This window comes from Stygiolobus caldivivus, assembly GCF_019704315.1.
GTDB classification, from domain to species: domain Archaea; phylum Thermoproteota; class Thermoprotei_A; order Sulfolobales; family Sulfolobaceae; genus Stygiolobus; species Stygiolobus caldivivus.
Genome location: NZ_AP024597.1, coordinates 411,845 through 431,611 on the forward strand (window position 1 = coordinate 411,845; position 19,767 = coordinate 431,611).

Below are 19,767 nucleotides of genomic sequence, written 5' to 3' on the forward strand. Positions count from 1 at the left end.
ACAAACGATAATAAACTTAAGAGGAGATAAAAGTGGCTCAGACGGTCGAAGATCCGCTTGAAAAGCTTGCTACCCCAGAAAATATCCAGAGGCTATCCAAATTAGTAGATACATTACCCACACTTGAGAAAGTCACATCGAAATTAACTGAAATGGATAAACAAGGCCAACTTGACCTATTAATGGGACTATTAGACCAGACTGTATCTTTAATGGACGCTGTGCAGAAAGCCGACCTAATAAACGCACTCATCTCATTCGGGATGGACCAAATAACCAAAGTCCAAGCCCTATGGCCGATGCTAGAAAAACTCACAAGCGACAGAGCACTCTCACTACTACAATCACTAGACATAGACTCACTACTAGACGCAACAGAGAAATTGCTACCACTCATGCAAAAAATGACAAGCGACAAAGCACTAAAAATCATCCAAAACATGGACATAGACTCACTACTAGACGCAACAGAAAAGTTAATGCCCGTAATGCAAAAAATGACAAGCGACCGCGCATTAAAACTACTACAATCACTAGATATAGACTCACTATTGGAGACCACAGAGAGCTTAATGCCAGTCCTTATGAAGACAACTACAATACTATCAGACATGCAGAAGAGAGGACAATTAGACCTACTCCTTAATTTACTACAGCAGTCTGTAGACTTATTGGACGCTGTGCAGAAAGCCGACCTAATAAACGCACTCATCTCATTCGGGATGGACCAAATAACCAAAGTCCAAGCCCTATGGCCGATGCTAGAAAAACTCACAAGCGACAGAGCACTCTCACTACTACAATCACTAGACATAGACTCACTACTAGACGCAACAGAGAAATTGCTACCACTCATGCAAAAAATGACAAGCGACAAAGCACTAAAAATCATCCAAAACATGGACATAGACTCACTACTAGACGCAACAGAAAAGTTAATGCCCGTAATGCAAAAAATGACAAGCGACAAAGCGATCTCGTTATTGCAGTCACTGGACATAGACTCACTACTGGGCGCAACAGAGAAATTGCTACCGCTAATGCAAAAAATGACAAGCGACCGCGCATTAAAACTACTACAATCACTAGATATAGACTCACTACTAACGGTCGCTGAGAGATCTATCCCGCTCCTGCAAAAGCTGACTGGAGATAAGACCCTAAAGTTAATTGAGGCAATTGATATAGATTCTACGCTAGATGCGTTAATTGCACTAACTCCCGTAATGAAGCAACTAACCAATGAGAAAACGGTTAAGTTACTCACACAAGTCGACTTTACATCAATGCTATCCCTTTTGGAGAGGATGGCTGAGCTACAGAAGGCTGGAGTAATTGATAAGATGATGAAATTATTCGAAGTGTTCGGAGACCCTCAATTTATTGATGCAATGGTTACGTTAATGCAAAAAATGGGAGTAGCTATGAAGATGTGGGTACAAGAGCTCCCGTCAATAAAGCCCGTGGGCACATTCGGTTTAGTAGGCGCATTAGGTAATAAGGACACAAGTTATGCCTTAGGTGCTATGCTAAAGTTAGCTGAAGACTTAGGAAAAGTCCTGAGAGAAGGATAATAGAAGCGATAAAGTCTCCTTAACTTTTTTTATTATTTCACCACTAGAGATAGTAGGGACTTCTAATTCTTCCTTTTTTCCCAATAATCCTTGTAAGAAACTTACCATACATTCAGAAGACATCCTACCATAACCCCCACCACCATAACCTATCACCTTCGATGTCCTAGCAAGCCTCCTAACCTTCAGACCGAGGAGGTTGTATGAATTACAAGTTAATTCTAGGGATTTAAGTCCATCGTCTTTATGTCCATCTACTCCAGAGACCACTACAATATATGTCGGAGAGAAACTTTCTACAATGTCCAAGATCTTTAGTGCTAATTCAAACGCGTCGTCACCAGACCCTAACGGCAAAGGAAAATTGTAGTTTAAGCCCTTTCCTTCACCTGCACCGCGTTCGTCTACTCTGCCTGTCCCCGGAAAAAACTTACCGTCATATGCAAAAATGTTAATTTTCAGGACAGGTTTATCATATAAGTACTCCTGAATACCGTTTCCGTGGTGGGCATCAACATCTACTATAGCAACCTTTTCTTTCTTCATGAGCAGTTGAAAGACTAGATACGCGACGTCATTTATGGGACAAAATCCCATTGGCTTGGAATAAGTAGCGTGGTGAAACCCGCCTAAAGGTACGTATACGTAGTCCACATAGGAGGAAAACTTTAATGCAGTCTTAGATGCACCTAAAACTAACAGGACGTCCTCAAAAATCCCTGGGTAGTGTACTGTATCCCCTCCGTCAAGGTATCCCGAGAACGGGATCCTGCTAACTTCTTGGAGTTTGTTGACGTATTCTTTCGAATGTATCTCCAATAAGTCTTCGACTGTGGCAATTTCAGGCCTTATTTCTATGAATTGAAGTTTTTTCCTTGCTATTTCTATAAATCTTCTGATCCTCTCTTTGGAGATATCCCTTATCATATGGTGTGAGAAAGATATATCTTTAAACTTATCGTCCCATATAATACCTAATAATTTCTCCGATGTCAACTTTATCCCCTAAATCTCCGAAATATTTTCTAAAAAACCTTATCCTAGGCTTACCTCCGTACGATAATACAGACTCGAAAAACGCTTTACCACACACGGGCTCATTAGCGAGGATCTTAAATGAAGCTTGCCTTTCCCACGTCCTTATTAGCCCCTTTTTACCTTCAAAAAGTACTAAATTCTTCCTTCTAACGTAAACCGCTCTCCCAAGGTTGATACCAAAGAAACTTAATTTACCGTTAAACCCCCCGATAATTCCACCGTAACATGCGTAGGGGTAACTGGTGTTCAGAAGACCTCCGCAACAACCTACTCCGTTTAATTTACCGGCCGATGCGTAATCTTCTACTTCCACGTCAAAATAGTTTTGTGAAACATTAACCACCTTACCCTTTCTTGACTCTCGGTAATCTGTAATTTTGCTGAACCTAAAGGTAACACCCTCAATATGAGCATGTAAAAAATCCCCACCAGTGTATGGTGAATTCACAAAATACCCTATTTCTTGTCCTTCTACAACTTCATCATCTATATCTATTGTTGGTTCGACATGAAGGACTTTTACCACCTTGCCTTTTATAGAAAAGCTAAGTATGTAGTCATAAGGTGAGGTAGCATACCTATTTGGCCTGCCGATGAAAAATTTCTCGGCCTTAATCAACTTTCCCTTAAAGGGAGAGAAAAAAGTCTTACCATCAGGAGAGCTTAAGTCTACTGCCTTCCCTCTTACGTGTGAGGGAAATCCGCTAGAGAAAAAACTTATCAGGGAGCCTTTCTTTATCCACATCTTACTTACGTTCTAACGCCTTTATTACGTTATCTAACCTTGACTGCCTTAGTGCCTTTAGTGCAGTTTCCCTTGAGGGGTACCACGGGATATTTCTGAACTCCATAGTAGGTCTCTCATTAGAGTATGGTCTATTACACCCTGGACAACCAGATGTCATAAAAGCAGGGGCTATATCGTCTATAGTTAGGTCCTTAGGTATATTAATATCTATTATTCTTTCATCGTCCTTATCAAATATAAAGTCGGAGTAGGTGACTAAGTCATTTTCAATAAGCCATCGTGCTAACTGGACCCTCCGGTATACATTTACGGGTACAGGCTTCTTTCTCTCCATTAATGTGTTCTGCTCCGGGTAAAACGCAAAGAGAGTAATTTTAGCTCCTCTTTGGTGGGCATACCACATTATATCTACAGCTTCTTTTTCTGTCTCCCCCAACCCTATAATTAAATGAATTCCAGCATTCCCTTTTCCAAACACCTCAACAGCCTCGTCAATGCCTTTCAAGTACCTCTCCCAACTATGCATGCTCCTTACAGCCTTACCTCTGGTAATTTCAAAAACTCTCTTGCTTGCCGCATCAATGGCTACATCAATCATATCCCCACCAGCTTTTCTCATTTCTTCCATATGGTGCTTGAAAGTATAAGTAGGAGTAACAAGTTCAGATATTGAAAGTTCTATTCCTGCCTCCCTTATCCTCCTAGTAATTTCTACTGAATCCTGACCGGCTCTAGGATGGGCTAACTGACCTACGCATATCCTTTGGAGACCAAACCTTGGGTCACCTTGTCTCTCTTTAATCTTAGTCAATACATCGTCTAACTTTCTCAAAGGCCACTCTACTCTGATGAGAGTTTTACATTCTGGTCCTTGTGAGACTTCTCTAGCCTGCCCACAATAAGCACAGTTCGCTTTACACCCGTCCGGATAGTATTGTAGGAGGTTTATAGTAGTATTTAAAGCGTTGTGTAAAAAAACACCTGGACTAAAACCTAATACCATATCTGCTCCAAAACTTAACCTAACCCAATCTGGACTGCTTATCATTCTTAGCATTTAAACCACCCCCAAAATATCAAAAACTACATTCGCACAACACGAACTATTAAAAACGACTTGCCTTTTACTTAAAGCGTAATTTATAGTTTCTTCTTCTGGGAAAGCTATCCCGTCTAACTCATAATCTACTGCAAATTTTTCCACCTCCAAATACCTTCTCCCTCTAGGTCTAGCACAACCCAACATTACCGGTACCGAGAAGCTATCCCTAGCTTTCTTCATAACAGTTATCATGTCCTCCGGCTCAGGTTGCCTAAAAGAGTTGGAAGAAGAAAGGGGCATTAACCCCACTACGATCACTGCATCAGGGCTCACGCCCCTCAGCATATCTAAGGCATTAAGTTCACTTTCTATACCTTTTTTGCTCAGCCCGACTATTACATGGGGGACTACCATTAGTCCTGCCTTCTTAAGGAGCTTAAATGAGTTCAGGTAATCTTCAACAGTAAAAGGCTGACCTAACGTATCTTTTATAGTATCTTCGTCTCCTACCATGTCCAGTAGAGCGATCTTAACCCCTGCCTCCTTAAATTTCATTGCTATTTCTTTGCTTCTTACCACACCAGTATGTGCAATAAAGGTCATTTTATCCTTATATTTTTTCAAAACTGCAGAGAACTTCCATATAGGGACTTCTCCCCTACCTGTTGAACCGCCGGATAGTATGAGACCCTTATGCCCCTCGCTCAAGGACTTCCTTATTTCCATCTCAAGTTTAACTGGGGTGGAAGCATCTTCCATACTTTCGAGGATCCTTCTATTGCAATGTTTACAGTTAAACGCACAAGCATTTCCAGTTACAGAGACTATTCTCCAGCCTTGTTCCGACGACATATACTCGGTCTCATATTTTTTCAGAGCAGGAGCATACAAGTATATTGGTCTCATTTTCTAAGCACCTCATTGAAAAGTGCAAGCAAGTCCTGCTCGGTAATGCCTAAAATTTTGACACCTTTATACCAGTCTTTTATATTCTCTTCTACTTCATCGACCCTGCTCCACTTTAACCTAGACTCAAGGTCATAAATGGCTCTTCTGGGCTCTATGAAAAAGTCGCCTGTTAAAAGCACACTCTCTATTATCGACTCGCCTGCCATCTTTACTTGAAGCCTCACAAGTCCACCGGGGAACTTCTTCTCTATGAATTTGACATCTCCGGCTAACGGTTTTCTTAAGTTATATATCCATTCTGGAGACGCGTATTTTAGCCTCAGTTGAGAGATCAATTTTTTCTCTTCTTCAGTATATTGACCGTCATCAAGCCTGATACCTAACGCTTCAGAGAAGCTCTCTCTTGCCGTAGTTATTAGTTCACCCATTTCTATTCCATGGCCTAGTTCTTTACTAATCCACGTTAACCTTTCCTTAAAGTCTTTAGCTAGTTTGTCCTTCAACTTTTCAGATGTAAGCCTTAGAGTGGAGACAAGTGCTTCGGCATCGAAATCGAGAAGGATAGTCCCTGTCACAGCAATATATTTTCCTATAGAAAAGGCCCCTATCCCCGATATTTTTTTACCTTTAACTTCTACGTCATTTTTAGGTCTGAAGTTCGCGTCTATACCTAGTTTCTGTAACGTTTTTATCACGCCCTCTGCGCCTTTTTTAATTGCGTTCTCTGGTGTACCCCCTAAGTAGTGCCCGTCCGCATAAATTTCCCAGCCTAGTTGGTCTTTCCCCATGATTATAGTACCGCCGCCAGTAGGCCTCCTACCTATATCCCACCCCCTCTTTTTGACTTCCTCGAGGTTGACTTCCTGTTCGACAGCTTGGTGGTAGCCTAGCAGCACTGCGGTCGGGTCGAAAATTACGAACCTCAGAATCGGAGGAGCACCATTACTCACTGACTCTAGTAGCGCTTCTTCTCCCGCCAATATTAGGTCCTGAGGCCCTCTCTCTACGATAAATCTAAATGAATCCATGCTTAGGAAAATAACTTTTTTAATTTATTTAAATATTTCTTCAAATAGAAAAAAGGGCTATTTATAGTACCTAAAGAAAACTAAAAGTGCTTAACATCCGCCTACCTTTACATCCTTAACCTCTTTGCTAGTACTGGGCTTCTCAATTACCATTGTATAAATACCATCTTTATTAGTATTTTCTATTATCTTACATTCCATTAACTTCACTGCTTCAGCTATCATGTCTACGCACTTGGGGTCCTTAAATATCACTTTTACGACTCCTTCTTTCATCCCCATTAATTTTGCAACAGTTTTCATAAAAGGTTCAGGGCATTCAGCTGAAGTAGCGTCTATGACCTCCATAGTTTTTATGATTAGGTTAAAAACTTAAAAATATTGTTGAAGTAACTTATTTCCATGAAAGTCGTTTGCCCAGTGTGCAACAGACTATTTGAAGCCGAATGTTCACCATATAAGGAAAGTTATAATGAAATAGTGTATTATTTCGATACCGAGATGTGTCTGCTAGCCTTTAGAAGCGAACCCGGAAAATTTGTCTTTAACTGCCAAGGGAAGAAAGGAGTACCTTAGGCAATATATTAATAAACATTTGAGAACATTTCTCAAAATCTTCCCTTATACGTTCTATCAGGATCTGGTTTTCCACGGATCTGTATACATATTTAGGTCTTCCACCTTTAGAAGACTGTAACTTCTCTCTTGAAATAAACCCTAAGGATACAAGTTTGTTGAGGCTTCTGTTGATTGAAGCCTTAGAAAGCTTCAAAGACTCCACTAACTCGTCTTCAGTAATCGTCTTCTTATCAAGAACTGCCTGCAATACCTTATACTCGGTATCTGATATATCATAACAAAATGAAAGAGCATCTAGCAGTTTTACTTCTTTACCTGATGGTAGTACGACTTTTTCACTTTCTACTTCCATGATTTAATATCTATTAATAGATATATTTAAATTTTATCAAAAAAACCAAAGTTATCCCCATATCCCCTTGTTTATATCTTCAATTTTAGTATATAGAGAAATCTGAAAATATCTAAATACTTCTACTACAAAATTCTTAGCTTGTTCGTCAGACATCCCAGATATTTTAGTCTGAAGGTCATTTATAAACCTTTGAAGGTCATTATAAGTCATCTTATCCATAATACTCTCGTACTGGTGAAGATCTAAAATGTTTTTTATTTCATCTATGGTCTTGGCATTCTTTAGTTTCTCGTACATAATCATAACAACTCCCCTACCTTGTTTTCCAAATAAGGCGTCTTCAGGCTTTCTTAACCACCTTGCGTAAGTAGCTGCAAGTTTTTTTGCCTCATTCTCCATTGACATAAGCTTAATTTTTCACACACTTATTTAAAACATTATGGGAAAATCCCTACTCCTTATGAGCGGAGGACTAGACTCCTCATCAGTAGCTTACTACCTATCTAAAAAAGGGTTGGACTTTGACTGCCTTATAATAAATTACGGACAAAGGTCAGCTATAATGCAGTTAAAAGCTAGCAAAGAAGTCTGCAGGAGACTTAACAAAAAACTCATAAAAATTAATATTGGCAACGTAAGCAGACCGTTCATAGACGGAAACTGGTTGAGGCCTCATGAACCGATAGTCCACAGAAACGTCGTTATCATCCCTATCGCTTTAACGCTGGCTAAGGAGAAAGGTTATAAAGAGGTGATATTGGGTACTGTAAAGGAGGACTGTGAGTTTGAACAGGAAAGGTATTTTGTAATAAGGAAGCTTAAGGAATTAGGAGAGGTCTTAGGAGTTAAGTTATCAACACCTTTCGCCGGCTTTCCAAAATGGTTACTGCTCAAGTTCGGGCTTTCATCGGGTCTAGATCCAGCAATTACTTACTCGTGTCTTTTAGGCCATAAATATCACTGTGGGCAATGTAGCCAGTGTAAAAAGAGGATAGAGGCTTTTAAAGCCTTAAAGATAAAAGACCCGACACCATACCTCTCATAACTTTCTTAACCTTTTCAGTGTCTCGTACAGACTCCCTAAATTTTCAGCCATTATATAAGGGCTATACCTGGAACAGTCCTGAAACCTCTTTACACAAGCGACCTTTATCCGCGAGTCGTAAAAACGCGCAGACAAGAGATCTATGGGCGATGCGCCTATAGTGATCGTCTCCATGGGTTCCCATTTCATAAGTTGAAATAGTACTTGGAATGGAGCCCTACTCGGCTTTGTGACTCCGCTATCGTTACTAATAAACCTAAACTCTGAGAGCCCTATATTTTCCATGATGTGTCTTGTCGTGTCTTTGTTATAGGGTGAAAGGAAAACTACGTTTTCAAGCTTTACACTCTCTTTCAGTTTATTCAAGAAATCTGGCCAGTCACAAAAAACATCTCTGGTTATACCTATTTCTTCTATTTTTTCTCCCTTATATTTCCTATATAAAACATCAGTTAAATCTATTTTTAAAACTACACCGTCAAGCCAGATAGCGTAATTCATAACTTAATGAAAGTTAATAAGTTAATATTTTTGTTTTATTCGTATGAATATAAATGGTTTTGAATTTCCTGAAGACCTGCTATACTACCCTGAGGAGCATGTGTGGATAAAAATAGAAGGCGATATAATTACGGTAGGGATAACTTCGCTAGGACAATATATGGCAGGAAAGATATTTGAAGTTTCTACCAAAAATAAGGGAGAGAAAATAAATTCTAGGAGCGTTATTTTCACATTAGAATCAGCTAAGTGGGTAGGAAAATTCAGGCTCCCGTTAGAAGGTGAGATAGTAGAAGTCAACGAGGCTGTTATCAAAAACCCCGCACTCCTAAATGATAACCCTTATGAGGCGTGGATAGTCAAAGTAAAAGGTGTTTATGACGATAAAAAGCTCAAAAAGATTGACGAAGTATCTAAGTTATTTGAAGCCGAGAGTAGTAGAGTAGTAAGATAAGGGAATTAAAAAGTAATTTTTTCTCAATTTTTGACTAAAATTACTTTTCCTATATCTAAAGCAAAACATTTTTATTATTTCCATGAAAGATAATAAAGAGGGTTTTATATGGCGAACGTCTCAAATTGTGAGATACCTGAAAACCTGTACTACTTTATTGAGGGGAAAAACACTGTATGGGCTAAGGCTGAAAGCCCAGATACAATAGTAGTTGGAATAACTGATCTAGCACAAACGATGGCTGGAAAAGTAGTAAAAGTTAGGCTTAAGAAAAAGGGGACTAAGGTAGAGAAAGGTAAACCAGTAGCGACTATGGAAAGCGGAAAGTGGGCCGGTCCTGTCCCTGCCCCGGTAGCAGGTGAAATTGTCGATGTTAACGCTGAAGTAGAGAAAAACCCAGTTGTTGTTAACCAAGATCCATACGGTAAAGGTTGGCTCGTTAAAATGAAGGTCAATAACCCTGAAGACCTGAAACAGCTGGCGACTGGTTCAGCTGCAGTCTCGAAACTTACAGAATTAATCAATTCCGAAAAGCTACAGTGTAAGAGGCTGTGAAATGAGTTGGCGTTTTGTTTCGTTACCTCCCCAAGACGGTTACCATATGGTAACCTCTTTTGTTTCTGTAGCCGATTATGTATCTAGGGGAGGTAAAGATACACTCCTTGTTTTTTATGCTGACAAACCTTTCGTAAACGTAGGAGTACATCAGGAAGTATGGTTAGAAGTAAACCTGGAATTCACTAAGAAAATGGGTATATCAGTAGTAAGGAGAGATTTAGGAGGAGGGACAGTAGTAATAACTCCGGGGGAGCATGACTACTTTATTGTAGTCAGAGCCGAGGAGGCACCAAGCACACCCAAAGCACTTTACGAGAAGTATTTAACACCGGTAGTCAACGTCCTAAAGTCTTATGGTATTAATGCAGAACTGAGAGACCAAGATATTGTAGTAAACGGGAAAAAAATAAGCGGAAACGGTGCAATGACCTATGATAAAGCGGTAGTAGTCACCGGGAATATTCTACTCAGTCTGGATGTAGACTTAATAAGTAAATGCGTAAAGGTCCCCTCAGAGAAGTTTAGAGATAAGATGGCGAAAGAAATGAGCGATTGGTTAACAAGTGTCGAGAAGGAAATAGGGTATGTACCACCTAGGGAAGAAATAAACAAGAGGCTTAAAGAAGAATTCGAAAAATGGTTAAACGTAAAATTTGAAGACGCATCATTAACTCCAGAAGAGATACAGCTATGGGAAAAATTAGCCAGAGACAAGATGAACGAAGAGTGGGTATACTATAAAGACAATAGGCATCCGGAATTAAAAACGGAAAGGTGCGTTAAAATCAATAACGCGGTAGCCCTATGTCATATTGATTATAAGGCTAGAAAACTACTAAGGATAACAGTAAAAATAGTAAGCAAAAAGATAGATGAAATATCTATTTCAGGCGACTTCTTTGTAATGTCTCCTAAAGGTTTCATAGAGGAGTTAGAAGATAGTCTAAAGGGTGTGGACGTGGCTAAGTACCAAGAGGTAGTTAAAAAAATGTTTGAGGACAAAAAGCCGGTAATATTCGGTTTTGCTGCGGATGACCTTATAAAAGCTATAGATGAGCTAATGAAAAAACCCGAGGTCCAAGAAGTCATATAGACATAACAGCTAGCAGTTCCCTTTCGCTTATGCTCCCAAGGAGCGTAACCGGGTCGACCACAGGGAGAAACCCTATATTTTTTTCAGCCATTAAGAGTCTGGCGGTTTCTGCACTTGAGTCCGGAGTGACTTTGTAAATAGATATAGTCATGAAGTCGTATGCCCTTATACCTTTTAACGTCTTCTTAGCCAAAAGTGCCCTCCCAATATCTTTAGCTGATATCACACCTATAGGCTTCTTACCATCAATAATTACAGCATGTCTCTTCCAATACGACTGCATCACTTCTACAATTTCTGAGAGGTCACTATCCGGTGTCGCGATCACTGGGTCTACGTTCATTACATCCCCTACTCTTACATTTGGTTCTACCTTACAATGCCTGATTAAGTCCCTTTCTGTAACTACTCCCATTATTCTTGCTCCATCGCCTACAATAAGCGAACCTACTCCTTCAGATGTTACTACCCTACATGCTTCCTTGACTGGAGAAGTAGGAGTTATAAAAAGTAAATCTCTTGACATAACCTTTTCAACGGGTGCCTTAAGGTCTTTCCAGTTATATACTAAGTCCCTAATTGTAACAATACCATCTTGTTCAACTAATAGCCTTCTTATATTATTTTCTAGCATAATTTCCAGAGCCTTTTCTACGGTAGTACTTTTAGAGACCTTTATGACATTCTGTGTCATTATATCTTTTACTAACATTACTTAGCACTCTCTGGGTTAAGGCCGTGAGCTCTAAAGCATTCCTCGACAGTAATGTATTTCCACATAGCCTCGGGTTTATAGCACTCCATTGCCGGATTTTCTCCTTCAACTTTTTGTTGCATAACCGTCATAGCCATCAAAGATAAATTATATTAAAAAAGAAAAAAATTTTACTCATATGAAAGTAAAAGTTGGAAATCTCGAATTAGAAGTAGTAGGAGAGATTGACATTGAGGGAAAGACGTATAAGGTAGTAGAAGTACCTGATTCTACAGAGTTTAAAGGCTTTCCGCCGTCCTGGGAGACAGTTAAGAGCTCAATGTTAACCTGGAGGCCGTATTTTAAAGGAAAGATGGTTGAAGAAGAAGGAAAGTTTATACCAATCGTAAATGATTACGTACTTTATATGTCACAACAAATGTATGAGTTGTTAGTGGATATATATTATACGTTTAAAGCCAATAAAGCACCCCTTGAGGTTAATATAAGCACAGTAGTGACAAGAGAAATAGAGAAGTACGAAGAAAGGCTCGGTAGAAATCTCTCCCCAGAGGAAAAGACCCAAATGTACATCAATTACTCAGTAGACCTAGCAATACTTAGGGATATAGGGATGATATCATGATGATTTTTACAGCCGAAGGAGAACTTGAAGGGGATCACGTGAAGATAACTAGTGATAATACAGAACTAAATATAGGACTCTTCGGCTCTGACTACCCTACTCCAGAAGAAATACTTTTAACCTCTGCGTTATCTTGCTTAATGCTTACCGTTTATTACATCGCTAGAGAAAAGAAATTGAAACTAAACGCGCTCAAAGGGTATATCGAAGGAACTTTAGACCCTAAGGGTTTTCAAGGAGATCCCAACATACCTCCCGGTTTCTTAGAGATTAAATATGAAGTCGAAGTTAGTGCAGAAAATAGGGAATTATTAGAAAAAGTCTTAGAAGAATCCGAAAGGAGGTGTCCTCTAAAAGACACTCTCACGAGAAGTATTAAAGTAGATGTTAAATGGAAAATAATTTAAATCTTTTTTAATAAAATCAATTTGCGATGTGAAATGTCTGAAGAGCTAATGAAACCGGGGGAAAGGCAGCTTAAAGAAATGATTCCTTACATTATGGATTTAATAGACAACCTCAACAACCTGCTGGCTGAAAATGAGGCAATATTAGCCGAGAAAGGAATAGCTAGAAAACTTAGCGTTATATTATCTATAATTACTTTACATAGGTACTATCCTGATGTATTTATGAAAGAAGTATGGGACCAATTACTACAGACAATAGACCAACTGAAACAAATACCGGAAGTCTCAGGCAAGTTGAGTGATATTTTAAACGATATAGAGAAGTTAAACGAATTGAAGAAAGAAGCTGGAATTTAAGTTACTAACACTCTACTAAAATTCTTCTTTTTATTCCTTACTATCTCTTATTTATTTAATCAGTGTATCACATATATCCCTTTTTATTGAGCTATTCCATAGTGTCGTTATTAAGCTACGAACTAGCACGAAAGGAACCTTACCCCGGAGCTACGGTGTGGGACAAGGACTTAATATGTCTGAAGTAATATAAAGAGACTCTATGGCTTAGTGACGACACTATAAGCTGTTTAATTACTTAAATCCTCGAAATAACAAGATTTTTTAACCATTAGAATTATTCTATTTACGATGGGGCGTAAATCAATTACGACAAGTCGTAATTTAATAAACATGATAAAGTTCTTTGGACCAGCTTGGCTCGTAATGATGGCAGATATGGACGCAAGTAGTACTATAGGTGCAATGGAAACTGGGATAACCTACGGCTATAAACTAGTGTGGTTCCTGCTTTTACTTGCAATACCTCTCTACATTATCCAAGAGGTATCAGGAAGAATAGGCGTAGTTACTGGAAAAGGACTGGGTGAATTAGTGAGGGAAAACTTTAGCAAAACCATATCGATGGCTATCGCGATGCCTATGTTCCTGACTGACGTAGTTACGTATATAATCGAATATATAGGAGTAGGGATAGGGTTGGCTATCTTAGGAATACCGTTAATCTTAGGCGTGCCTTTGGCCTTTATTTTGCACCTCTTAATTGTTTACAATAGAAAGTACACGATAACTGAGAGGATACTTCTTATCATCTCATCTACCTTAATCATAGGTTTTGCTTCCACTTTGCTGATCAGGGGGGTGATCCCGTCCTGTCCATTATTCTATTTTGAGCCAACCCCAAACTTTCTCTTCTTTCTTGCTGCCAATGCAGGTGCTGTGATAATGCCTTTTATGCTATTTTTTCAAGCATCTGCCACAGCCGAGAAACTGTCCTTCCTAGGAAAATTCGAAAAAGAGGAAGCTATCAGGGCTATGAAGGTGGAAACTTTGGTAGGCAGTATAGTAACTGAAGTATTAATGGTGATAGTAGAAATGGCTTCAACCGGGATATCTAGCAATGTTGACATTTACTCACCTTCAAAGCTAGCATACGCTTTCGCTGCTATAGCAGGGCCTTTTTCTCCTTACTTATTTGGCTTGGGATTAATAGGTGCAGCTTTTCTAGCTCTGGTAGTCATATCTCTTGGGAGTTCATGGGGCACAGCAGAAGCACTGGGAATTCCAAGAAACAGATCTTTTAGCCTATATTTAATTGAAAGTATCCCAGCTGTAATAATAACTCTTCTCATCCCAAGGGATATGTTAGGAAACGTAGTCCTTAACCTTTTATCTCTTTTCGTTATAATTTTGATAGGCCCCGCTATAGTTATGGGAATTTTAGTAAATAATTCGAAGATCATGGGTATATATAAAAACTCGTTAATACAGAATTTACTATATTGGACAAGTGTAGTTTTAATATTTGCTTTAGGGGTAATTTCTATTTTCTCGTAACTAAAAGGACAATTACTATATTAAAACAAATAGAAATTACAAGGGAATCCTTGATTATACCCGGTTAGTTAATAAAGGGTGACAATACAGTTAGTCCTTGACAAAGTATGAAAAGAAAAAGAAAAAATAAAGAGTTTACTTAGCTTTTACCTCCTTATTCTCTTTAGCTATAATTTCTTTACCATGCCTAAGCTTGCCTAAGGGTACTGTTTCAAACATCCTTACTACTTCCTCTAAGGACATACCTTTTGTCTCGGGTAAGAATAAAATAACAAACGCTAGAGCTATAACATCTAGTGCTGAAAATACGAACATACTTCCGGATAAGCCTATCGTTGATAACATTACTGGGAAAACCTCTATAAGGGCAAAATTGGCCAGCCAATCTATTATAGCACCTATAGCAGCCATTCTTCCTCTTACTCTCGTATCAAAATATTCAGCCTGGATCAACCAACCCGTACCGCCTACTCCATAAGCGAAGAATATTATGAATCCTGCAAATGCTATTAATACACCAAACAAGAAGTTGGTAAGGACGGAAATCCCACCAATTAAATCAGATATTAACATTCCTATATATGCAGATATGCCTAATGTTCTTCTCCCTATTCTATCTATATATCGGAACGCAATATATGTAGCAGCTACATTTATAGCAGCTAATACGGTAGACTCCAATACTGATTCAATGATACTGTAAACAGGGTTTGAAGTAGTACCGAAAATATGCAACTTAGATAATACTGTAGGCCCGTAGTAGAAAGGAACATTTATCCCAGTTATTTGTTGAAATACTAGCCATAAACCCACTATTAATAATGCTTTTTTAGTGGCTTTAGATAACCTATAAGTTTCTTTTTTCTCGTTTATAAGTTCATTTCTAATATTCTTTAAATCTGAGTCAGAAATTTCCATCCCAAACTTCATGAGATCTTTTTTCAATCTTTCAAATTTTCCATTATATATCATCCACCGGGGTGATTCTGGCATTAAAAATCTAAATAACAGGCCTACTACTGCAGGTATAGCTGCTAGACCTAGTAATAACCTCCAGTCAATTGTATATGCCAAGGAGGGAGATATGAACAGAACAAAAGACCCTATAAGATATGAGCCCAATATACCTATAGTAATCATCCACTGCTGCATAATAGCTAATGTTCCTCGTTTGTCTTTTGGAGCATATTCTGTTATATAAGCAGTAGCTACTGCAGAATCTGCACCTATTGCTATTCCTATTATAGTCCTCATTATAAGGAGCATTAGCCCATTTATGGTTAGTGCAGATAGAATAGCAGCTCCAGTATAAATTCCGGCGTCTATAATCAAAAGTGACTTCCTTCCGTATCGGTCTGTATAAAAATAAGCTATTAGAGCACCTATCGCTGCTCCTAAAGATGCACTAGCTACTTCATAACCGTATAAGAGCCCAGAATAATGATAAGGAGTTAAGGGGGCCACTGTACCGATTACAGCGGTATCATACCCAAAGAGGAAGCCGCCAATTGCAGCTAAAATCGTTATTATCCAGTAGAATCTATTAACCTTTTTACTGTCTAGCACTCTTAAAACTTCTTCTATTGAATTATAATTTCCGCCTGCCATAATTTTATATATTCTCAAAACTTTATAAAATCTCCTTAATAATAAATGTTAATTATAAAAATATAAACTTTTATAATGTTAATCTAAACCAAATATAAGCTATCCTTAAATTATATACTTATCTAGAATTCGGATTACATCAGTAAGTGAGGGTCTCGCCAAATAGTTTGGTGATACCATTGTTTTTATGAGTTGAAGTATCTCGGGCTCTATATTGAGTTTAATCCAATCGGTCATTAACATATTTTTAGAAATTTGAATTAAGGATAGTGACTCTGGTACTTTCCCTTTGACATAGTAGTCTATAGCATCATTTAGAGCTGTTATATCTGGTCTGTTATTATAACCTGATAAAGCCGTATACAAAGTAACCCCCAAGGCAAATACATCCAAACGGGGATCAGCACCTATTCCCTTAATCAAAAACTCAAGCTGTTCGGGTGGAGCATATTCTGCGGTAATTTGCGTGATTTTACCCCCTATTTTAACTGCACTGCCTAGGTCACCTAGCTTTACCAGTCCGGGTAAAGAAGATTTCATCATCTTGTATAACTGTTCGCCCGTCACTGGTAGCTTTTTAGAAAAGAAAATGTTTTGAGGTTTAACGTCTAAATGGACATAGCCCTGAGAATGCATGTAATTTAACGCTAACGCAACTTCTCTAATGGTTAAGTATACAATATATTTCCAATATTTACTATTGCTTACTGTAGGATTTTTTATTAAGTCCATTAAAGTCCCGCCCTCTAGGTATTCCATAACCAGTAGCGGAGGAGAATTAAGATACGCTTCTACATCTCCATTCTCTATCGCTTTTATGATGTTAATGTCAGTATTGATAGCATAAAGCTTCACGAGCCTTTCGTCCTTACTTAAATTTATTAAGTTAAAGGCTTCTGCAGTTAAGTCGAGGAAAGAAGAAATAGGAGATGCGATGGTTGATGAGGGATTTGCACTAGAGAATTTTGGTATCTTAATTGCATAATACACACCGTTCCATTCCCCTTTAAGTACGAATGAATTTCCGCCCTGCCCTATAGTATCTATTATTTTATAGTTATATAGATTTTTCCCGATCCAATAACTAGGGTCCCAATTCTTTAAATCTATTTGGATCATATTAACTGTCACTACCTCTGATGGTCTAGCTATTCCTTCCCTTCTTTCGGGGACAAGCAAGACACCGTTTCCCTTCTTTACATTTTCTACATACCACTTAACAGGTGCATTTGAAACAACAGAAAGCTTACCCTTAACATTATATTGCTTACCATTGACATAGATATTAACGTATACGTCTGAAGGATAAACTACAAAGCTGATTTGACCGTTCTGTTTCTTTGCGTGTTTTTTCATAGCCCTAGGAAACATGGTTTGTACGCTAGTCGCGTTCCTATCTAAAGATATCAGACTAGATGAAATAAAGACGCTACTCCAGGTTAAGGGAAAAGCAGTGTAATTTATAAATATACCGCTGATAAAAGCTAAAAATTCAGGTATAGAAATAATCACTGCTAATAAGGCTAAAATAATTACGTTTACAACACCTTTACTTCTTAATGAAAGTATTATTGATAAAAAGGGGATTAACAGAAATATAAGAAGAAAAGGATTACTAATGTAAGCTAAATATGAATACCCTATTGTAGAGACTATAGCACCAGCCAAAATCAATATTGAAGATATTCTAGTTCTCATATTAAACGTGAAATATGCTCCGACCAGATCGTCAACAAGCAAAGAGATAGCGATAATTTTCCCTAGGAGAGAAACTGAGATAAATATCATAAATAGTGAGCCTATGAAACCTAAAAGTAACGTGAACCCCAAAATAAGCATTGAAATGATGCTATACTTTTTCGACATACTACTATCTATACAAGCTTAACGATAAAAATACCTGTTCTTGTTAAGTTTAACTTTTATCTAGGTTATCACTATGGTTAATAAGTTGAAGATAGTCTCATGGAACGTCAATGGATTAAAAGCAATAACTAGAAAAGGAGTACTCGAAAAGATTATAAAAGAAAATGATGTAATTTTACTACAAGAGATCCGTTCTAACGATATACCACTTGACCTACTTATTTCAGGTCTCAATATCGCAGCTTTTCCAGCCAAAAAGAAAGGCTATAGCGGTGTTATGAGTATTAGTAAACTAAAACCGCTATCAGTAATTAAGGGCTTAGGTATAGAAGAGTTCGACGCTGAAGGGAGAGTGCTAACACTGGAGTTTGAAAAATTTTACGTTATTAACACGTACTTTCCGAGAGCTGGTGATGGCCTATCTAGACTGGACTTCAAACTAAAATTCGATAACGCTATTGAAATGTTTGCATTAAAACTTAGAGAAACTAAATCAGTTATTATTTGCGGAGACTTCAATGCCGTAAGGAATAAAAGGGATTCAAGTTTTTGGGACGAGAACGAGCCTGGTCTTACTCCTCAAGAGAGGGATTGGATTAATAATTTCCTAGAAAAGGGCTTTGTAGACTGTGCAGAGAAGATGTCAAAAATAGAATATACGTGGCGGAGCTACAGGTTTAAATGGAAAGCTATGAGGATAGATTATTGTCTAGTTTCAGAAGAACTGGCAGTAAGAGTTTCTAATTTCCAAGTGTTAAAAGTAGAGGGCTCTGACCACCTACCGATTATGGTCGAATTGTCGGATTAAAATAAGCATTTTCCAGCATCATAGCGAGCGACTTTAAGTCACTTATTATGAGCGGGTCTCTAGAAACTTGGAAATCTGCTTGTACCTTGTTAAACAACGTAGAGACATTAGGGTAGTAGTTAGAAACTACTTGCACGACTCTATATAAATCTTCCTTCGAAATGTAGGGTAAGCCCAATTTTACAGCTATAGCGTCGAGCAAATATAAGATCCCAGACCAGTAACTATCTATAGCTGGTTGTATTTGACCCTCAGCTTCATAAGCTGCCCCTCTATTCCAGCTCTCTTTATAAAGTGAATAAAATTGGTTATAGTAGGGCTGAGACCTACCGAAATCCCAGTAACCCACTTGAGTAGAAGCTGGCATGCTTATCTTGTCAGCGTATTTCTGTATCTTCTGGTAGAGGAAGTAAATGCCTATTAAGACCGGTATGCTAGCTAACCACATTATAAACGGATCTGGGAGGTAAAATAGGGAGGACTCTATTAGCGCCGCAAAGAACAGTTCTACCGGGACCACTATGTAAGTCAATAAAGACCTTTTCCAATCCCTCCACCTGATTACCATATAAGTCCCGGCACCCACAGCTATGGCATAAGATGGGAGTTCTACCGCAGAGTGCGGGAGAAGCAATAGGGAGATACCGGCCAAGATCCCCGGGATACCGTAATGGGTAGAAACTACACTTACGACATAACCAGTATCTGCTATCGACATTCCAAAGAAAGCTATACCTATAATTGGTATAAAGTCAATTGTTGCTATGAGCAAATTATGTGGGAATATCGTTAGTACCTTACCTAAATATGTGGTATTTTGGACAGAACTTTCAAGGCTATTATATTGCTGGAAAGTAGACGGGCTATTAGAGGGTACGGCGCTCACACCTAGGAATATCGCAAGTTCAATAACAAGGTATATTAAGATTAGCTTTGATAGCAACCTCATAAGATTAA

The 19,767-nt window shown here is 38.5% G+C and carries 25 protein-coding genes; 11 read left to right on the forward strand and 14 right to left on the reverse strand.

Features of this window, described 5'->3' with window-relative positions; genetic code table 11:
* Window positions 1-32: 32 nt before the first annotated feature.
* Window positions 33-1,574, forward strand: a complete 1,542-nt coding sequence (locus tag KN1_RS02025) for a DUF1641 domain-containing protein (RefSeq protein WP_221289181.1) — start codon at window positions 33-35, stop codon at window positions 1,572-1,574.
* Here KN1_RS02025 and KN1_RS02030 read toward each other — a convergent pair.
* The 6 genes from KN1_RS02030 to KN1_RS02055 form a co-directional block, all read right to left on the reverse strand.
* Window positions 1,548-2,576, reverse strand: coding sequence for a histone deacetylase family protein (locus KN1_RS02030; RefSeq protein ID WP_221290456.1), 1,029 nt, complete (start codon window positions 2,574-2,576; stop codon window positions 1,548-1,550). The genes KN1_RS02025 and KN1_RS02030 overlap by 27 nt on opposite strands.
* Complete coding sequence (locus KN1_RS02035; protein ID WP_221289182.1) at window positions 2,530-3,357, reverse strand: DUF8155 domain-containing protein; 828 nt, start codon at window positions 3,355-3,357, stop codon at window positions 2,530-2,532. The genes KN1_RS02030 and KN1_RS02035 overlap by 47 nt, the downstream gene beginning before the upstream one ends.
* 1 nt (window position 3,358) lies before the next feature.
* Window positions 3,359-4,417 (reverse strand): radical SAM protein, encoded by a 1,059-nt coding sequence (locus tag KN1_RS02040; protein WP_221289183.1) that lies wholly within the window; start codon window positions 4,415-4,417, stop codon window positions 3,359-3,361.
* Entirely contained in the window at window positions 4,418-5,308 is an 891-nt protein-coding gene (locus tag KN1_RS02045; RefSeq protein ID WP_221289184.1) for a radical SAM protein, read from the reverse strand.
* Window positions 5,305-6,339 carry a lipoate--protein ligase family protein gene (locus KN1_RS02050; RefSeq protein ID WP_221289185.1) on the reverse strand — a complete coding sequence of 345 codons (1,035 nt, stop codon included), beginning with the start codon at window positions 6,337-6,339 and terminating at the stop codon, window positions 5,305-5,307. Before KN1_RS02050 ends, KN1_RS02045 begins: the two co-directional genes overlap by 4 nt.
* 90 nt (window positions 6,340-6,429) lie before the next feature.
* Entirely contained in the window at window positions 6,430-6,687 is a 258-nt protein-coding gene (locus tag KN1_RS02055; RefSeq protein WP_221289186.1) for a sulfurtransferase TusA family protein, read from the reverse strand.
* Between the two features lie 54 nt (window positions 6,688-6,741).
* Between KN1_RS02055 and KN1_RS02060 the strand changes: the two genes are divergently transcribed.
* A complete protein-coding gene (locus KN1_RS02060; protein ID WP_221289187.1) occupies window positions 6,742-6,915 on the forward strand; it encodes a hypothetical protein in 174 nt (57 codons plus the stop codon).
* Here KN1_RS02060 and lrs14 read toward each other — a convergent pair.
* Together lrs14 and KN1_RS02070 are read right to left on the reverse strand one after the other, a co-directional pair.
* The gene (lrs14, locus tag KN1_RS02065; RefSeq protein ID WP_221289188.1) at window positions 6,884-7,270 is read right to left on the reverse strand and encodes an Lrs14 family HTH-type transcriptional regulator; all 387 of its coding nucleotides are present in this window, start codon (window positions 7,268-7,270) and stop codon (window positions 6,884-6,886) included. The genes KN1_RS02060 and lrs14 overlap by 32 nt on opposite strands.
* Window positions 7,271-7,321: 51 nt before the next feature.
* Window positions 7,322-7,678: a hypothetical protein gene (locus tag KN1_RS02070; protein ID WP_221289189.1), complete on the reverse strand. Its 357-nt coding sequence runs from the start codon at window positions 7,676-7,678 to the stop codon at window positions 7,322-7,324.
* Window positions 7,679-7,712: 34 nt separating this feature from the next.
* Between KN1_RS02070 and KN1_RS02075 the strand changes: the two genes are divergently transcribed.
* Window positions 7,713-8,318 (forward strand): 7-cyano-7-deazaguanine synthase, encoded by a 606-nt coding sequence (locus KN1_RS02075; protein WP_221289190.1) that lies wholly within the window; start codon window positions 7,713-7,715, stop codon window positions 8,316-8,318.
* Here the strand turns inward: KN1_RS02075 and KN1_RS02080 are convergent.
* Window positions 8,313-8,819 (reverse strand): HAD family hydrolase, encoded by a 507-nt coding sequence (locus KN1_RS02080; RefSeq protein ID WP_221289191.1) that lies wholly within the window; start codon window positions 8,817-8,819, stop codon window positions 8,313-8,315. The two genes, KN1_RS02075 and KN1_RS02080, sit on opposite strands and share 6 nt — an antisense overlap.
* 43 nt (window positions 8,820-8,862) lie before the next feature.
* Between KN1_RS02080 and KN1_RS02085 the strand changes: the two genes are divergently transcribed.
* The 3 genes from KN1_RS02085 to KN1_RS02095 all read left to right on the forward strand — a co-directional run bounded on the left by KN1_RS02085 (window position 8,863) and on the right by KN1_RS02095 (window position 10,924).
* Entirely contained in the window at window positions 8,863-9,273 is a 411-nt protein-coding gene (locus KN1_RS02085; RefSeq protein WP_221289192.1) for a glycine cleavage system protein H, read from the forward strand.
* Between the two features lie 108 nt (window positions 9,274-9,381).
* The gene (gcvH, locus tag KN1_RS02090) at window positions 9,382-9,828 is read left to right on the forward strand and encodes a glycine cleavage system protein H (RefSeq protein WP_221289193.1); all 447 of its coding nucleotides are present in this window, start codon (window positions 9,382-9,384) and stop codon (window positions 9,826-9,828) included.
* A gap of 1 nt (window position 9,829) precedes the next feature.
* Window positions 9,830-10,924, forward strand: coding sequence for a lipoyl protein ligase domain-containing protein (locus tag KN1_RS02095; protein WP_221289194.1), 1,095 nt, complete (start codon window positions 9,830-9,832; stop codon window positions 10,922-10,924).
* Here KN1_RS02095 and KN1_RS02100 read toward each other — a convergent pair.
* On the reverse strand, window positions 10,917-11,636 hold the full coding sequence (locus KN1_RS02100) for a CBS domain-containing protein (protein WP_221289195.1): 720 nt from the start codon (window positions 11,634-11,636) through the stop codon (window positions 10,917-10,919). The genes KN1_RS02095 and KN1_RS02100 overlap by 8 nt on opposite strands.
* The gene (locus tag KN1_RS02105; protein WP_221289196.1) at window positions 11,636-11,776 is read right to left on the reverse strand and encodes a hypothetical protein; all 141 of its coding nucleotides are present in this window, start codon (window positions 11,774-11,776) and stop codon (window positions 11,636-11,638) included. The genes KN1_RS02100 and KN1_RS02105 overlap by 1 nt, the downstream gene beginning before the upstream one ends.
* A gap of 41 nt (window positions 11,777-11,817) precedes the next feature.
* Between KN1_RS02105 and KN1_RS02110 the strand changes: the two genes are divergently transcribed.
* The 4 genes from KN1_RS02110 to KN1_RS02125 all read left to right on the forward strand — a co-directional run bounded on the left by KN1_RS02110 (window position 11,818) and on the right by KN1_RS02125 (window position 14,528).
* A complete protein-coding gene (locus KN1_RS02110) occupies window positions 11,818-12,264 on the forward strand; it encodes a hypothetical protein (RefSeq protein WP_221289197.1) in 447 nt (148 codons plus the stop codon).
* Window positions 12,261-12,671: an OsmC family protein gene (locus KN1_RS02115; protein WP_221289198.1), complete on the forward strand. Its 411-nt coding sequence runs from the start codon at window positions 12,261-12,263 to the stop codon at window positions 12,669-12,671. Before KN1_RS02110 ends, KN1_RS02115 begins: the two co-directional genes overlap by 4 nt.
* A 33-nt stretch (window positions 12,672-12,704) precedes the next feature.
* Window positions 12,705-13,031 carry a hypothetical protein gene (locus tag KN1_RS02120; RefSeq protein WP_221289199.1) on the forward strand — a complete coding sequence of 109 codons (327 nt, stop codon included), beginning with the start codon at window positions 12,705-12,707 and terminating at the stop codon, window positions 13,029-13,031.
* A gap of 291 nt (window positions 13,032-13,322) precedes the next feature.
* On the forward strand, window positions 13,323-14,528 hold the full coding sequence (locus tag KN1_RS02125; protein ID WP_221289200.1) for an NRAMP family divalent metal transporter: 1,206 nt from the start codon (window positions 13,323-13,325) through the stop codon (window positions 14,526-14,528).
* A gap of 135 nt (window positions 14,529-14,663) precedes the next feature.
* On the opposite strand, the gene KN1_RS02130 is transcribed toward KN1_RS02125, so the two are convergent.
* Both KN1_RS02130 and KN1_RS02135 read right to left on the reverse strand, forming a co-directional pair.
* Window positions 14,664-16,136 (reverse strand): sugar porter family MFS transporter, encoded by a 1,473-nt coding sequence (locus KN1_RS02130; protein ID WP_221289201.1) that lies wholly within the window; start codon window positions 16,134-16,136, stop codon window positions 14,664-14,666.
* A 105-nt stretch (window positions 16,137-16,241) separates the two neighbouring features.
* A complete protein-coding gene (locus tag KN1_RS02135) occupies window positions 16,242-18,002 on the reverse strand; it encodes a protein kinase domain-containing protein (RefSeq protein ID WP_221289202.1) in 1,761 nt (586 codons plus the stop codon).
* An 85-nt stretch (window positions 18,003-18,087) separates the two neighbouring features.
* Here KN1_RS02135 and KN1_RS02140 point away from each other — a divergent pair, with 85 nt between their 5' ends.
* Window positions 18,088-18,810, forward strand: a complete 723-nt coding sequence (locus tag KN1_RS02140) for an exodeoxyribonuclease III (protein WP_221290458.1) — start codon at window positions 18,088-18,090, stop codon at window positions 18,808-18,810.
* Here the strand turns inward: KN1_RS02140 and KN1_RS02145 are convergent.
* A complete protein-coding gene (locus tag KN1_RS02145) occupies window positions 18,788-19,759 on the reverse strand; it encodes a stage II sporulation protein M (protein WP_221289203.1) in 972 nt (323 codons plus the stop codon). The two genes, KN1_RS02140 and KN1_RS02145, sit on opposite strands and share 23 nt — an antisense overlap.
* Window positions 19,760-19,767 lie beyond the last annotated feature (8 nt).